Origin of the sequence: Humitalea rosea (assembly GCF_003253705.1) — a bacterium.
Classification (GTDB): domain Bacteria; phylum Pseudomonadota; class Alphaproteobacteria; order Acetobacterales; family Acetobacteraceae; genus Humitalea; species Humitalea rosea.
Genome location: NZ_QKYU01000009.1, coordinates 38,589 through 53,719, shown reverse-complemented (window position 1 = coordinate 53,719; position 15,131 = coordinate 38,589). Strand labels below are relative to the sequence as shown.

The window sequence follows — 15,131 nt, the reverse complement described above, 5'->3', positions numbered from 1 at the left end:
GGCTCAGGGCGCCCGGGGGGCAGCGGGCCGGGTAGCGGCGGGCGGGGTCGGGGCTGGAGCCGGCGTCGGAGCCGGGGCCGGGGCGGGCGTTCCAGGCGCTGGGGTCGGTGCCGGCGCGCCCGGCGTCGCGGGCCCCGGCGTCGCGGGCCCGGGTGTGGCGGGCCCTGGTGTTGCAGGCGGTGTGGCGGGCGGCGGCGCTTCGGCCGGCACCGGCGCCGCCTGTGGCGAACAGGCGCCATCCGCTAAGGCCGGCGTCACCCCTGCCTCGCGCAGAAAGGTCAGCAGCGCCTCGGTCTTCTGCGCATAGGCCACGCGCTCGGCCATTTGCGCATTGATGAAGTTGAAGGTGTTCACCCCGACGACGCGGCCACAGCGATCGACCAGCGGCCCGCCCGAATTGCCTGGGCTGATCGAGGCGGTATGCGGCATCGCCACCAGCCCGCTTTGCAGGGTCTGGATTGCCGAGATCCGGCCATCCGTCGTCACCAGATCCGGCAGCTGCGACATGTCGCCCTGCATCACCGCGCGGAACCGCTGGTCGTTCTGCACGATGGCGGCGGGGAAGCCGGCGGCCACCACCTCATCCAGCCGCTGCGCCTGCCGGGTCAAAGTGAAGGGTGTGAGGGAGGGCGCGCCCTCCACTCGCAGCAATGCGAAATCAGGCTGCCCCGGCTCGGCGGCCGAGGTCGTGCGCACCACCGTCGCCGGGAAGGCGCGGCCGAGGTGGCGGCTGGTGACCACCAACCCGCCGGTCGCCTCGGCCACCACATGGTTGTTGGTGATGATCTGCCCGGGCCCGACGAAGAAACCGGTCCCGATCGTGGTCCCCTGCCCGCCCTGGCCGACCACCAGCACCACGGCCTGGTCGAGCTGCTGCAACAGATTGGAGGGGCGCGGCGCCAGGGGCGCATCGGCCGGCGCGTCCGGTGCCGCCGGGGTCGGCTGCGCCGGCAGGTCCTGCGGCATCAGGGTGCGGCCGGGCGGGGGTGGCGTCAGGGGGGTGGCGCGGCAGACATTGCCCTCGGCGCCGGCACGGGCGCGCTCGACCTCCTCGGCCAGGGTCTCATTGGTGCGGCGTTGCAGCTCGATCGCCGCGCGCATGTGGTCGCGGTCCACGAATTCCGCGGTCAGGCGCCGGTTCGCGACGATGTCGGACAGCGCCCGCCAGCCCAGCCAGAACCCCAGCCCCAGGAAGAGGGCGGCGATCAGCAGCGCCACCGGCAGCAGCCACCAGCGCCGCGGCCCGCCCGGGGCTAAGCCTCCGGCAGGCGGTGGCGGGGGTGCCGGCGGGATCACGCGCGCCGCGGCGGGTGGGGCCACCGGGGGCGTCGCCGCCGGCGCCGTTCCGGGCATATAGGGGCCGAGCGCCGGGGCCGCGGCATTGGTGGGCGGCAGGCCCCACCCGGCCAGCACCGGCCGCCCGTCCAGCACCAGAATCGACGCCGCATCCGGCAGGGTCAGTGCCGCGGCCAGCAGCGCCGCCTCATCGCCCGCCCCCCGCGCGCGAGGCGCAAGTGCTGCCAGCGCGTCGCGCAGCAGTGCCTCGGCCGCGGCCCGGCGGGGCTGCGGCAGGCTGCTCAGGGGCTCGACCTCGGTGCCCGTCCCGTACCAGGCGAAGGAGACGATGGCACCCGCCGCATCGCGCGTCGGCACCGGTTCGGCGAAAAGGGCGGCATGTGTACCCGCCGCGCGTTGCAGCTCGGCGAAGCGGATTTGCGCGGGCTGGCCGCCGACCAGCATCGGCCCGGCCCCACCCACCGGGGTCTGCAGCAGGAAGTGCGGTGCTGCCATGCCGAAAAGCCCCCAAAGACGCGCGTCCAGCGTAAATCTTGCCAATCATTGCGCCATTAATACGGCGGCGCCACAAGGCATCTCGCGATCAGCCCGGGGCGCGGCGGCCCTCCACATGCGGTGCGAGCACGGCGACGATGGCGCGGGCGCAGGGCGTGGGGACGCCCGCCTTCGCGCCAAGCTCGGCCACCGTTCCGGCAAGCCAGGGCAGCTCCAGCCGCCGCCCGGCCTCCAGGTCATGGTGCATGGAGGTCGTCATCGCCGCCGACACCGCATCCGCCCGCTGCATCGCCGCCTCCGCCTCGTGTTCCGGCAAGGCGACGCCGAGGGCCCGGCCCACCGCCGCGGTCTCGCCGAAAAGCTCCGCGAGGAAGGCGCGCGACGCATGGGTATGGCGGATCGGCCCGATCGTGCTGCGGGAGGCCGCGGTCATCGACGACATCCCGACCAGGAAGACGAATTTCTGCCAGATCGCCACCGTGATGTCGGGCGGCAGCGATGCGTCGATCCCGGCGGCGGTCGCGGCCTCGCACAGCCGCGCTGCCATCTGCTGGCCGGGGGCGGTGCGGGCGCCGAGCAGCAGGCGCTGCATCGGCCCGGTCTGCGCGATCACCCCGGGCCGTGAGATCGCGGTCGCGACATAGGCGACACCGCCGAGCACGTGGTCCTCGCCAAACGCCTCGCGCAGCGCATCATCCTTGGTCACGCCATTCTGCAAGGAGAGGACGCAACTGCCCTCCCGCATCACCGGCCGGATGGCCTCGATGGCTCCGGGGGTGTCCCAGAGCTTCACCCCCATGATCACGACATCTGCGGCACCGAGGTCGGCCGGGTCCTCGCTCACGCGGGGGTTGGGCAAATGCAGGCTTTCCCGGCCGCCATCGCGCTCGATGGTCAGCCCCTGCGCCCGCATGGCGCCGAGGTGGGTGCCCCGCGCGACAAAGCCGACCTCGCAGCCGGCCGAGGCCAGCAGGGCGCCGTAGAAACCGCCCAATCCGCCCGAGCCCATGCAGATGATCCGCATCGCGTCCTCCTGTTCGTGTGCTGCGCGCATCCTCTCCCGGCCACGGCGCCTGTCCAGCCCGGACAGGGCGGCGCCGGCATGGTATCGGAGACGGGATGCGGGGGCTCGGTTTCATTCTGGCGCTGATGGTGGGGCTGCTTGCGGCGGGGCCTGTGCCCGCCCAGGCGCCCAGCGCCGCGCGGCTGCGCGGTGCCGAACGCACCGAGGCGGCACGGGCGCGCGAGGCCGCCCAGGCGGCCGCCGAGGCGGAGGCCGCGGCTGCGCGCGAACGGCGCCTGGCCGAGGCCCGCGTCGCGGCGGCGGCAGCCGCCCAGGCCGCCGAGAGCGAGGAGCAGGCGGCCCAGTCCCTGGCCGAGGAGGCCGCCCGCGCCGCCCAGGACGCCGTGAGGGAAGCCCGTGCGCGGGAGGCGGTGCTGACCCCGCTCTTGCCGATGCTGCGACGGCTGGCCCTGCTGCCGGAGGCATCGTTGCTCGCGGCCCCCTCGGCCCCCGATGAGACCCTGCGCGGGCTGATCGCCCTCCGCGCCCTGACGCGGGAGGCCCAGGCCGCCGCCGCCGCCGCCCGCGCCGCCGATGCGGCCGCGGCGCGAGAGGCGCGGGAGGCGCTGGGCGCCGCGGAAGCCCTCGCCAAAGCGCGCACGGCCGCGCGCGCCGCAGCCGCCACCGTCGATGCCGCTTTGGCCGAGGCGCGCGCCAACCGCACCGAGGCCGAGGCCGCCGAGGAAGCCGCCGCCCGCCGCGCGACCGAGGCCGCGGCTCATGCCACCGACCTGCGTGAGGCCATCGCCCGGCTGGAGCAGGAGCAGGCGGAAGCCCGGGCACGCCAGGCCGAGGCCAATCGCCGCGCCCATGCCGAGCGCGAGGCGGCGGCGCGCGAGGCGGCGGAGGCCCGTGCCCATGCGCGCGCCGAGGCCCGCCGCGCCGCACGCCAGCCGGAGGCCCCGCCGGCCCCCGCCGCCAGCGCCATTGCCCGTGGCGAGCCGGCGCCGCGCGGGTCCTCGAGCCACCCCTTGCCGGTCGCGGGCCGGCTGCTGCGGGGCTTTGGCGATGCCGCGCCGGGCGGGGCGTCGCGCGGGCTGACCTTGGCGGCCAGCCCGGGAGCCCGCGTGGTCAGCCCCTGTGCCGGGCGGACGGCCTTCGCCGCGCCGTTTCGGTCTTATGGGCTGTTGTTGATTGTTGACTGCGGGCGCGGATACCATTTCGTCCTGGCGGGACTCGACCGGCTGGATGCCGAGCCGGGCAAGCGGCTGTTGGCCGGGGAACCGGTCGGCGTGCTGGGGCGGGCGGAGCAGGGCGCAGGCCCGACGCTGTATGTGGAGCTGCGGCGGAATGGCGAGCCGGTGGATCCGGCCACCTGGTTTGCCCGCGGCGGATGACGCGGCCCGGTTGCGGCCGGCAAGGCTTCGGCAACCGGTGGGATTGTAAACGGGCGGTATCGTGATCCGGTCGTTGCAGCCCGCGACACTCCCCTGTGATACGGGGGGTATGATATTGAGGTTGGACAACGGGTCGCGCCGAAAGCGTGGCTGAAGGAGCGTGGCGTGGCGGAGCAGCAGAATGTGGACACGGCCAAGCCGGTGACCAGCCAGGGCACCGAAGCTTCCCCGGCGCCCAAGCGTGGGCGCGCCTTGCGCGGGGCCGGGTTTGTGGCCGCCTTCTCGGCCGGTCTGGTGATCGGGCCCCTGGTCGCGGCCTGGGCGCAGGATGCGTCCCGCGCCGAGACCTATCGCCTGCTCAATTTGTTCGGCGACGTCTTCGAGCGGGTCCGCGCCGAGTATGTGGAGCCGGTCAATGACCGCGACGTGATCGAGAGCGCGATCAGCGGCATGCTGGCCGGGCTGGATCCGCATTCCTCCTACATGAACCCGCGTTCCTTCCGCGACATGCAGGTGCAGACCCGCGGCGAGTTTGGCGGCCTCGGCATCGAGGTGACCCAGGAAAACGGCTATGTGAAGGTCATCAGCCCGATCGACGACACCCCCGCCGCGCGCGCCGGGGTCAAGCCGGGGGATCTGATCACCCATCTGAACGGCGCCTCCGTCCAGGGCCTGACCTTGCAGGAAGCGGTGGAGCAGATGCGCGGTGAGCGCGGCAGCTCGCTGCGCCTGACCATCCGGCGGGAGGGCACGGCGGCGCCGATCGAGCTCAGCCTGACCCGTGATGTCATCCGGCCGCAGGTCGTGCGCTACCATCTCGAAGGCACTGACATCGCCTATATCCGCCTCGCTTCCTTCAACGAGCAGACCGAAAGCGCGTTGCGCCGCGCCATGACGGCGCTGCGCAGCCAGGCCGGCGGCAATCTGCGCGGGCTGGTGCTCGATCTCCGGAACAATCCGGGCGGGCTGCTGGACCAGGCGGTCCAGGTCTCCGACGACTTCCTGGAGCAGGGCGAGATCGTCTCCACCCGCGCCCGCCGGCCGGAGGATGCCCAGCGCTGGAACGCACGGGCTGGTGACATCGCCCAGGGGCTGCCGATCGTGGTGCTGGTCAATTCCGGCAGCGCCAGCGCGTCCGAGATCGTCGCGGGCGCCTTGCAGGACCACCGCCGTGCCGTGGTGATGGGCGTGAAGTCCTTCGGCAAGGGCAGTGTGCAGACCGTGATGCCGCTGCCGGGCCAGGGCGCCATCCGCCTGACCACCGCGCGCTACTACACGCCGTCGGGCCGCAGCATCCAGGCGACCGGGATCGAGCCGGATATCGAGGTCCTGGCCACGCGCCCGGATGCCGAGCGCCCGGCGCCGCAGCGGGATCGGGAAGCCGATCTGCGCCGCTCGCTCCAGAACGACGGCGCCGCGGCCCAGCCCGCGCCGCCGCTGCCGCCGCTGAACCTGCCCGCGGGGGTGGTCGAGCGCGTGCAGCGCCTGCCGGCCGAGGGTGCTGCCGCCTTCGATCCGGCCAAGCCTGAGACGGATCACCAGTTGCAGCAGGCGGCCGGGCTGCTGCGGGCCTGGGCCTCGGCCCAGCCGCAGCGCCGCGCCGCCCGTTGAAGGATCGCTGACCCTGTTGCGCGGCTGGCGGGGTCTCGGCACCTTCTGGGTAGTGGTGCTGGCCGGGCTGGTCGCCGGCGGAGTCGGGCTGCATCGGCAGGGCCCGCTGCCAACGGCGGCGGTGGCGCCCGCCCCGCCTGAGCCGGACGCAGCCGCGCCGCGGCCGGCCGAACCAACCGCCGCCCCGCCGCCGGAAGCACCGGCCGCGACCCTTGAGCCTGCGGCCGAGCCCACGCCCCTGCCGGCATCTGCGCCCGTCATCGTGCCGCCGGCCGAGCCAGCCCTTCCGGTTCCGCAGGCACCCGCCCCGCCGCCCCTGCCCGTTCCCGCGACGCCGGCCGCCAGCCCCGAGCGGCCGATTCCGCCGCCCGAGCCCGCTTTGCTCGAATCCACCCGCCACGGGCAGCTGCCCAAGGTGGGCGAGGATGGGCGGACCTCCATTCGCGCCTATGCCCGCGCCTTCGACCGTGCCGACCAGCGGCCCCGCATCGGGTTGGTCATTGGCAATATCGGCCTGAACGCCGGGCTCTCCGCCGATGCGATCCGGCGTTTGCCGGGGGCGGCGGCGCTGGCCTTCTCGCCCTATGCGCCTCGTCCGGCTCCGTTGCTGGAGCGGGCCCGCGCACGCGGCATGGAAACCCTGACCGCTTTGCCGCTGGAACCCACGGGCTGGCCGCTGAACGATCCCGGCGACCGCGCGCTGCTGACCGGCAATGCGCCCGCCGAGAACACCGACCGGCTGGAATGGGCGCTCTCCCGCATCCAGGGCCAGGTTGGCGCCATCGGGGCGCTGGGGCCGATGCGCGGCGAACGCTTCGCCGCCATCCCCGAGTTGATCGGCGGGTTGCAGGCGAGCCTGCAGGCACGGGGGCTGCTCTATATCGATCCGCGACCGGGGGCGGGCACGCCGTCGCGGGCCTTTGGCCGAGGGATCGATATCGTCGTGGATGATCTGGCGACCGGGGGCGAGATCGAACGCCGCCTGGGTGAGCTGGAACGGATTGCGCGGGAGCGTGGCTCGGCTCTCGGGCTGGCCTCGGACCCGGCGCCGGTGCTGGTGGAACGGGTCGCCTCCTGGGCAGCGGGGCTGGAGCAGCGCGGCATCGTGCTGGCACCCGTCAGCGCGTTGATCCGGCGGGGAGACGCGGTGCCGCGGCAATAGCCGCCCCCGTGACCAGGCACGCCACCCCGGCTATCGTGCCGGGGAGAGGAACGTCGATCCCATGCACATCACCTCCCCGGCCTTCAAGAAGAACGCGCATCGGGCGCTGAACGACGCAGGGCTGCAGAAGGCGCTGAAGCACGCGCGGCCGATGTTCACCGGCAACCGCGCCCGCGCCGTGGCCAATCTGCCGGAGTTCGAGCAGCTCCGTGACATCGGGCGGGACATCAAGAACCACACGCTGGCGAACCTCGACTGGTATCTTGAGACCTATGCCGCGAACGTCGAGCGCGCCGGCGGCCATGTGCATTGGTGCAGCACCGCCGATGAGGCCCGGGCCAAGGTGCTGGAGATCTGCCGCAGCGTCGGTGCACGCACCGTGACCAAGGGCAAGTCGATGATCTCCGAGGAACTCGGGATCAACGAGCATCTGGCGAAACACGGCATCACGCCGGTCGAGACCGACCTTGGCGAATACATCCTGCAGATCCGCGACGAGGGCCCCTCCCACATCATCGCGCCCGCCTTCCATCTGAACCTGGAGGATTGGGAGAAGACCTTCCGGGCGGTCCACACCGACCTGCCCGCCGACCGCGTCTTTGGTGACCGGCGCGACATCCTGGCCGAGGCCCGGACGCGGCTGCGCGAAAAATTCCTGGCGGCGGATGTGGGGATCACCGGGGCGAATTTCCTCATCGCCGAGACCGGCTCCTCGGTCATCGTCACCAATGAGGGCAATGGTGACCTGACCCAGACCCTGCCGCGCATCCACATCGCGCTGGCGAGCATCGAGAAGGTGGTGCCCACCCTGGAGGATGCGACCAGCCTGCTGCGACTGCTCGCGCGCTCCGCCACCGGGCAGGATTTCTCGGTCTATACCACCTTCAGCACGGGGGCCCGGCGCGCGGCGGATCTGGACGGGCCGGAGCAGTACCATGTGGTGCTGATCGACAACGGCCGCTCCAACATGATGGGCACCGACTTCCAGGAGATGCTGCGCTGCATCCGCTGCGCCGCCTGCATGAACCATTGCCCGGTCTATGGCGCGACCGGCGGCCATGCCTATGGCTGGGTCTACCCCGGCCCCATGGGCAGCGTGCTGACCCCGACCCTGATCGGGGTGGAGAAGGCAGGGCACCTGCCGAACGCCAGCACCTTCTGCGGCAAATGCGAAAGCGTCTGCCCCGTAAAAATCCCGCTGCCGAAGATGATGCGGCATTGGCGGGAGCGGGAGTTCGAGCGGCATCTGTCTCCCGCCTCCGTCCGGGGTGGCCTCAAGGTCTGGTCGTGGTTCGCGAAGCGGCCCGCGGCCTATCGCCTGGCAACGCGGGCGATGATCGCAGCGCTCGGCCTTCTGGGCCGGAAGAAGGGCGCCTTCCGCAGCCTGCCCATGGCCGGCGGCTGGACCGAGGGCCGCGACCTGCCGGTGCCGGAGGGCGGCACCTTCATGGCGCGCTACGCCGCCACGCAAAGAGGGAAGCGGCCATGACCCGCAGCATCAGCGACGATGACGGCGCACCGTCCTTCGTTCCGGCCAGCACGTTGAAGATGCTGATGTCCGGCGTGCATATCGCCACCCCCGAGGAACGCATGGCCGAGGATGTCGCCCGGATCGAACGGGCGTTGGCGGTGATCGAGCGCGCCATGGCCGGGGCATGAGCAAGGACGCGATACTGGGCGCGATCCGGCGCGGCCTGCGCCGGGGCCCCTTGCCGGCCGATCAGGCGGCGATGCTGGAGGGGCGCCTCGCGACGCATCCGCGCCATCTGATCCCGGCCCGCTCCCGCATCCCGCGCCCGGATCAGATCGCCCTGTTCATCCGCAACGTGGAGAAGGAATTCGGCACCGTGGCCCGGGTGGACGGTCCCGAAGCCGTGCCTGGTGCCGTTGCCGATTGGCTGGCAGGGCAGAACCTGCCGCCGCGTTTCGTCATGGCGCCGCACCCCGACCTGCTGGCCCTGCCCTGGTCCGATCGCCCCATGCTGACCTTCGAGGCGCGTCGGGGTGAGGGCAGCGACACCGTCTCGGTCCAGCACGGCTGGGCGGCGGTGGCGGAGACCGGCACGCTGCTCTTCCCCTCCGACCCCACCCGCCCGACCACGTTGAACCTGCTGCCGGAGAGCGAGATCGTGGTGCTCCGCGCCTCGCGCATCGTCGGCGCCTATGAGGAAGCCTGGGATCTGCTGCGGGCGGAGCGGCAGGATGCGGAGACGGGCGGCTTCATGCCGCGCAACCTCATGTTCGTGACCGGTCCGAGTCGAAGCGCGGATATTGAGCAGACCCTCGAATTGGGTGCCCATGGCCCGCGCCGACTGCATGTGGTTCTGGTCGAAGACGACCCCGCCGCCCGCTGACCCGGCGCGCATTCGGGTGTATGCCCCCGGGCATCCACAGCACGAGGCGTCGCCATGCATCTGATCGTTCTGCCGGGGGATGGGATTGGCCCCGAGATTTCGGAGGCGACCCTCACGATCCTCCAGGCCGCTTCCGAGCGGTTCCAGTTGGGTCTGGTCCTGGAGGAGGATCTGGTCGGCCACGCCTCCTTCGCCAAGCACGGCACGACCGTGGTGCCCGAGCTGCTCGACCGGGTGAAGGCGGCCGATGGGCTGATCCTCGGCCCGACGGCGACCTTCGAATTCGGCGATGCGGCCAAGGGCGGGGTCAATCCTTCCGCCTTCTTCCGCAAGGGGCTCGACCTCTACGCCAATATCCGCCCGTCGCGGACCTATCCGGGCGTCAAGGCGCCGGTCGGCGCGTTCGACCTGACGATCGTGCGCGAGAACACCGAGGGCTTCTACGCCGACCGGACCATGTTCATCGGCAATGCGGATATCCTGGTGACCGAGGATGTCGGCATCTCGATCCGCAAGATCACGCGCAAGGGCTGCGAGCGCATCGCGCATGAGGCGTTTCGCCTGGCCCGCCGCAGCCGCAAGCATGTGACGGCGGTGCATAAGGCGAATGTGTTGAAGCAGACCGACGGGCTGTTCCTCGGCATCTGCCGGCAGGTCGCGGCGGACTACCCGGATGTCGCCTTCGACGAGCGCATCATCGACGCCATGGCGGCGCTGCTGGTCCGCACGCCGCAGAGCTTCGACGTGGTGGTCACGACCAACATGTTCGGCGACATCCTGTCGGATCTGGCGGCTGAGCTTTCGGGCAGCATCGGCCTTGGCGGTTCGCTGAACGCGGGGTCCGAATACGCGATGGCGCAGGCGGCGCATGGCTCGGCGCCGGATATCGCCGGGCAGGACAAGGCGAACCCGTTCTCGCTGGTGCTCTCCGCCGCGATGCTCCTGGGCTGGCATGGCGACCGCAAGGGCCAGCCGCGCTTCGGCCAGGCGGCGGCGGCGATCGAGACGGCGGTGCGCGACGCGGTCGCGGCCGGCGAGGCGACCGGCGATGTCGGCGGGCGTCTGGGCACCATCGCGACCGGCGCGGCCATGGCGAAGCGGCTCCGCGCCGACTGAATGGGTGGCGGGGCGGCGGGGCAGGGCCTATTTGCACTGCAACATGTCCCGCCGCATCCGCACCGTTTCCGCCCAGGAAGCCGCCCTTTGGGCGGGCTGGGCGGAGCTGTCCGGGGTGGAACCCCTGCCGGGGCGCGCGCTTCCGGCGCGGCCGGCCCCTCCACCGGTGGTGGTCGTACCCGCTCCCGCAGCTTCCGCGCCCGCCCCCGCGGCGCGCCCTCGCCCGGCCCCCGAGTTCGCGGTCGGCACGCCACCCCCCGGCATCGACGCTCGTCGCTGGCGTGACCTGCGCCGGGGCAAGACCCGGGCGGAACGCACGCTGGACCTGCATGGCCGCACGGCGCAGCAGGCGCATGGCGCGGTGCGCGCTTTTCTCGCCTCGGCGGTGATGGACGGGCTGCGGTGCGTGGCCATCGTCACCGGCAAGGGCTCGACCGAGACGGGCGGGGTGCTGAAGCGGGAACTGCCCTTCTGGCTGAACGCGCATGATCTGCGGCCACTGGTCCTGGCCTTGGCACATCCGCATGCGGCCAATGCCGGGGCGGTGCATGTGCTGCTGCGGCGGCGGCGGTGACGCCCTTCGGGGAGAGGCTGCGGGCCTTGCGGAAGGCGCGCGGCATGCGGTTGAAGGATCTGGCGGAGGCGCTGCAAGTCTCCGCGCCGTATCTTTCGGCACTGGAGCACGGCCGCCGGGGTACCCCGGGGCCAGGCCTGATTCATCAGGTGAACGAGGCCTTCGGCCTGATCTGGGATGAGGCGGAGGAGATGGTGCGGCTGGCGCGGGTCAGCGAGCCGAAGGTCGCGATCGACACCGCGGGGCTGGACCCAGAGGCGACCCGGCTCGCGAACCGGCTGGCCGCGCGGTTTCGTAGCCTGCCCCCGGCCGCGGTGGCCGAGATCGCGGCGGTGCTGGACCGGCACGCCCCCGCGGTGCGGCCGAGGCCGGCGCAGGCCGCCCATGGGGATGGCAGGCGCGGGCGGCGACGCGCGTCGCCCTGATCGGTCTGGCGCCCCCAAGGAGGCAGGCTGGCCAGAGAATGCCCTCTGGCCAGCAGGCGGTCAGCCCTGCCGTTCCACCATCATCTGCTTGATGGACCCGATCGCCTTGGCGGGGTTCAGACCCTTGGGGCAGGTGTTGGTGCAGTTCATGATCGTGTGGCAGCGATACAGGCGGAAGGGGTCTTCCAGCGCATCCAGCCGCTCGCCGGTCCGCTCGTCACGGCTGTCGGCGATCCAGCGATAGGCCGCGAGCAGCACGGCGGGCCCGAGGAAGCGGTCGCCATTCCACCAATAGGAGGGGCAGGCGGTCGAGCAGCAGAAGCACAGGATGCATTCCCACATGCCGTCGAGCTTGGCGCGCTCCTCCTTGGACTGGCGGCGCTCCTCATCCGGCGGCGGGGGGGTGTCGGACTTCAGCCAGGGCTCGACGCTGCGATACTGCGCGTAAAGCTGCGACAGGTCGGGGACCAGATCCTTCACCACCGGCAGATGCGGCAGCGGGTTGATCTTCACGTCGCCGGTCACGTCCTCGATCGGCTTGAGGCAGGCGAGGGTATTGGTGCCGTCGATGTTCATCGCGCAGGAGCCGCAGATGCCCTCCCGGCAAGACCGGCGGAAGGTGAGGCTACCGTCGATCTCGTTCTTGATCTTGATCAGCGCGTCCAGAACCATCGGCCCGCAATTGTCGAGGTCGATCTTGTAGGTGTCGCGCCGCGGCGTGGCTTCGCTGTCCGGGTCCCAGCGGTAGATGCTGAAAGACCGGACATTGGTTGCGCCAGAGGGCGCGGCATAGGTCTTGCCGTCGCCGATCTTGCTGTTCTTCGGAAGCGTGAAGGTCGCCATCGTTTCAGCCTTGTCTAGCGTTAGTAAACGCGCGCCTTCGGGGGGAACACCTGCACTTCGTTGGTCAGGGTCCGCATCTTCACGTCGCGGTAGTCCAGCTTCACGTGACCCTCCTCGTCGGCCCAGGCGAGGGTGTGCTTCATCCAGGTCACGTCGTCGCGGTTGGGGAAGTCCTCATGCGCATGGGCGCCACGGCTTTCGTGGCGGGCCTCGGCGCCGACCATGGTGGTCATGGCATTGCCCATGAGGTTGTCGAGTTCCAGCGACTCGACCAGATCCGAGTTCCAGATCAGCGACTTGTCCGAGACATACAGGTCGCGGGCGGCGTCATAGACGCCCTGCATCTTGGCGACACCCTCGCTCAGCAACTCAGAGGTGCGGAACACCGCGGCATGGGTCTGCATGGTCTTCTGCATCGCCAGGCGCACCTCGGCGGTGCGGGTGCTGCCCTTGGCGTGGCGGCGCTTGTCCAGCCGGTCCAGCGAGGCTTCGCCGGCGCGCGCCGGCAGCGGCGCCTGCGAGGCGCCGGGCTTGATGATCTCGGCGGCCCGCAGGGCGGCGGCACGGCCGAACACCACGAGGTCGAGCAGCGAATTGGTGCCGAGGCGGTTGGCGCCATGGACGGAGACGCAGGCGGCCTCACCCACCGCCATCAGCCCGGGCACGATCGCATCCTGGTCGGTCGCGGTCGGGCGCAGCACCTCGGTGTGGATGTTCGTGGGCACGCCGCCCATGTTGTAATGGACGGTCGGGAGCATCGGGATCGGCTCCTTCGTCACATCGACGCCCGCAAAAACCTTGGCGGTTTCGGAAATGCCCGGCAGGCGTTCATGCAGCAGATCGGCGCCGAGGTGCTCCAGATGCAGCATGATGTGGTCCTTGTTCGGACCACAGCCGCGGCCTTCGCGGATTTCCACGGACATGGCGCGGGAGACGACATCGCGCGAGGCCAGATCCTTGGCCGTCGGCGCGTAGCGCTCCATGAAGCGTTCGCCATTGGAATTGGTCAGGTAGCCGCCTTCGCCGCGGGCCCCTTCGGTCACCAGGCAGCCGGCGCCATAGATGCCGGTCGGGTGGAACTGCACGAATTCCATGTCCTGCATCGGCAGGCCGGCGCGCAGCACCATCCCACCACCGTCGCCCGTGCAGGTATGGGCGGAGGTGCAGGAGAAATAGGCGCGGCCATAGCCACCGGTCGCCAGCACCACCTGCTGCGCGCGGAAGCGATGCATGGTCCCGTCTTCGAGGTTCCAGGCCATGACGCCGCGGCAGACGCCTTCCTCATCCATGATGAGGTCGAGGGCGAAGTATTCGACAAAGAACTCGACGCCATGCTTCAGCGACTGCTGGTAGAGCGTGTGCAGGATGGCGTGGCCGGTGCGGTCGGCGGCCGCACAGGCGCGCATCGCCGGGGTCTTGCCGTAGTCCTGCATGTGGCCGCCGAAGGGGCGCTGGTAGATCTTGCCGTCATCGGTGCGGCTGAACGGCACGCCGTAGTGTTCCAGCTCGATGATCGCGGGGATCGCCTCGCGGCACATGTATTCGATGGCATCCTGGTCGCCCAGCCAGTCCGACCCCTTCACGGTGTCGTACATGTGCCAGCGCCAGTCATCCTCGCCCATGTTGCCCAGCGCCGCGCCGACGCCACCCTGGGCCGCGACGGTGTGGGACCGGGTCGGGAAGACCTTGGTGATGCAGGCGGTCTTGAGCCCCGCCGCACCCATGCCGAATGTGGCGCGCAGACCCGCCCCGCCGGCACCGACCACCACCACGTCATAGGTGTGGTCCACAATGCGGTAGGCCCCGATGCTCGGCTTGCTGATCGCGTTCATCGTCCCGTTCTTCCGTCACCTGGGGGCATTTGAGCCCCAATTTTTTGCCGGGCGACCATACGCCCCGGCCAGTCCCGTCAGTGGGCTTCCCCGTCAGACGGCGATGCGAAGCACCGCCAGAACCGAGGCGATCGCCAGCAGCCCGCAGACCGCCTTCACCGCCAGCAACGCCGCGATGCGGGCGCCCGGGACGTGCACATAGTCCTCGATCACCACCTGCAAACCCGCGTTGGTGTGATGAAAGCTCAGCAACAGGGTTGCGATCAGCAGCACCGCATTGAAGGGTGAGCCGATCCAGGCCAGCGCCTCGGCATAGCTGGCGCCGGCCAGCGACACGGCGGAGAGCGCGAACCACAGCGTCAGCGGCAGCAGCCCGATCGAGGTGACCCGCTGCATCCACCAGTGATGCGTGCCGGCCCGGGCCGAGCCCATGCCGCGCACGCGGCCGAGCGGGGACTGAAGGCGAAGGGCGCTATCGGTTTCGGTGTTCATGTCGCGCGCCCCTTACCAGATCACCAGGGCGATGACCCAGGTCAGCACCGTCAACACACCGGTCCCGATCACCACCACCATCCCCGAGGCATAGGCCCGGGGCAGGGCGAAGCCGAAGCCCGCGTCCCAGACCAGATGGCGGATGCCGGCCAGCGTGTGGAACCAGGCCGCCAAGGTCAGGCCGAACAGCATCAGCAGCCCGATGAAGGAGCCCAGGAACCACTGCGCCTTCTCGAAGGCCGCAGCACCGGCGGCCGCGGCCACCAGCCACCACACCAGCAACAGCAACCCCGCCGTCCAGCCGATACCGGCGATCCGGTTCAGGATGGACAGGCCACTGGTCCATTGCGGCTTATAGACCTGCAGATGCGGCGACAGTGGCCGCCGCACCTTGGAGCCATCGGTCCGGCGGCCATGGAAGGCCGCTTCGCGTGCATCATGCGTCAGGGACATCAGGATTTTCGCCCGTGGCTCTACTTGGAAGGTGACGGTCGGTTACAGCGACCTTGGCTACCTTAGTATGTTGCGTCG

Annotated in this window: 15 protein-coding genes; 9 read left to right on the top strand and 6 right to left on the bottom strand. The window is 70.9% G+C overall.

The window, feature by feature from the left end:
* Window positions 1-3: 3 nt before the first annotated feature.
* A complete protein-coding gene (locus C8P66_RS09230; RefSeq protein WP_111397962.1) occupies window positions 4-1,791 on the bottom strand; it encodes a S1 family peptidase in 1,788 nt (595 codons plus the stop codon).
* A gap of 88 nt (window positions 1,792-1,879) precedes the next feature.
* Window positions 1,880-2,815 carry a ketopantoate reductase family protein gene (locus C8P66_RS09225; RefSeq protein ID WP_111397961.1) on the bottom strand — a complete coding sequence of 312 codons (936 nt, stop codon included), beginning with the start codon at window positions 2,813-2,815 and terminating at the stop codon, window positions 1,880-1,882.
* Window positions 2,816-2,910: 95 nt separating this feature from the next.
* On the opposite strand from C8P66_RS09225, the gene C8P66_RS09220 reads away from it, so the two are divergent.
* From C8P66_RS09220 to C8P66_RS09185, 9 genes are all read left to right on the top strand, one after another.
* On the top strand, window positions 2,911-4,191 hold the full coding sequence (locus C8P66_RS09220; RefSeq protein ID WP_111397960.1) for a murein hydrolase activator EnvC family protein: 1,281 nt from the start codon (window positions 2,911-2,913) through the stop codon (window positions 4,189-4,191).
* Window positions 4,192-4,356: 165 nt separating this feature from the next.
* On the top strand, window positions 4,357-5,802 hold the full coding sequence (locus C8P66_RS09215; RefSeq protein WP_456303640.1) for a S41 family peptidase: 1,446 nt from the start codon (window positions 4,357-4,359) through the stop codon (window positions 5,800-5,802).
* A gap of 16 nt (window positions 5,803-5,818) precedes the next feature.
* The gene (locus C8P66_RS09210; protein WP_158537180.1) at window positions 5,819-6,964 is read left to right on the top strand and encodes a divergent polysaccharide deacetylase family protein; all 1,146 of its coding nucleotides are present in this window, start codon (window positions 5,819-5,821) and stop codon (window positions 6,962-6,964) included.
* A gap of 61 nt (window positions 6,965-7,025) precedes the next feature.
* Window positions 7,026-8,453: a lactate utilization protein B gene (locus tag C8P66_RS09205; RefSeq protein WP_111397958.1), complete on the top strand. Its 1,428-nt coding sequence runs from the start codon at window positions 7,026-7,028 to the stop codon at window positions 8,451-8,453.
* Complete coding sequence (locus C8P66_RS23820) at window positions 8,450-8,623, top strand: hypothetical protein (protein ID WP_158537179.1); 174 nt, start codon at window positions 8,450-8,452, stop codon at window positions 8,621-8,623. The genes C8P66_RS09205 and C8P66_RS23820 overlap by 4 nt, the downstream gene beginning before the upstream one ends.
* A complete protein-coding gene (locus tag C8P66_RS09200) occupies window positions 8,620-9,318 on the top strand; it encodes a LutC/YkgG family protein (RefSeq protein ID WP_111397957.1) in 699 nt (232 codons plus the stop codon). Before C8P66_RS23820 ends, C8P66_RS09200 begins: the two co-directional genes overlap by 4 nt.
* 54 nt (window positions 9,319-9,372) lie before the next feature.
* Complete coding sequence (locus C8P66_RS09195; protein ID WP_111397956.1) at window positions 9,373-10,434, top strand: isocitrate/isopropylmalate dehydrogenase family protein; 1,062 nt, start codon at window positions 9,373-9,375, stop codon at window positions 10,432-10,434.
* Window positions 10,435-10,477: 43 nt separating this feature from the next.
* The gene (locus C8P66_RS09190; protein WP_111397955.1) at window positions 10,478-11,008 is read left to right on the top strand and encodes a Smr/MutS family protein; all 531 of its coding nucleotides are present in this window, start codon (window positions 10,478-10,480) and stop codon (window positions 11,006-11,008) included.
* On the top strand, window positions 11,005-11,433 hold the full coding sequence (locus C8P66_RS09185; protein ID WP_111397954.1) for a helix-turn-helix domain-containing protein: 429 nt from the start codon (window positions 11,005-11,007) through the stop codon (window positions 11,431-11,433). The genes C8P66_RS09190 and C8P66_RS09185 overlap by 4 nt, the downstream gene beginning before the upstream one ends.
* A 60-nt stretch (window positions 11,434-11,493) precedes the next feature.
* On the opposite strand, the gene C8P66_RS09180 is transcribed toward C8P66_RS09185, so the two are convergent.
* The 4 genes from C8P66_RS09180 to sdhC form a co-directional block, all read right to left on the bottom strand.
* Window positions 11,494-12,276, bottom strand: a complete 783-nt coding sequence (locus C8P66_RS09180) for a succinate dehydrogenase iron-sulfur subunit (RefSeq protein ID WP_111397953.1) — start codon at window positions 12,274-12,276, stop codon at window positions 11,494-11,496.
* 20 nt (window positions 12,277-12,296) lie between these two features.
* Complete coding sequence (gene sdhA / locus C8P66_RS09175; protein ID WP_111397952.1) at window positions 12,297-14,108, bottom strand: succinate dehydrogenase flavoprotein subunit; 1,812 nt, start codon at window positions 14,106-14,108, stop codon at window positions 12,297-12,299.
* Between the two features lie 93 nt (window positions 14,109-14,201).
* Entirely contained in the window at window positions 14,202-14,600 is a 399-nt protein-coding gene (gene sdhD, locus C8P66_RS09170; RefSeq protein WP_111397951.1) for a succinate dehydrogenase, hydrophobic membrane anchor protein, read from the bottom strand.
* 12 nt (window positions 14,601-14,612) lie between these two features.
* Complete coding sequence (gene sdhC, locus C8P66_RS09165; protein WP_111397950.1) at window positions 14,613-15,053, bottom strand: succinate dehydrogenase, cytochrome b556 subunit; 441 nt, start codon at window positions 15,051-15,053, stop codon at window positions 14,613-14,615.
* Window positions 15,054-15,131 lie beyond the last annotated feature (78 nt).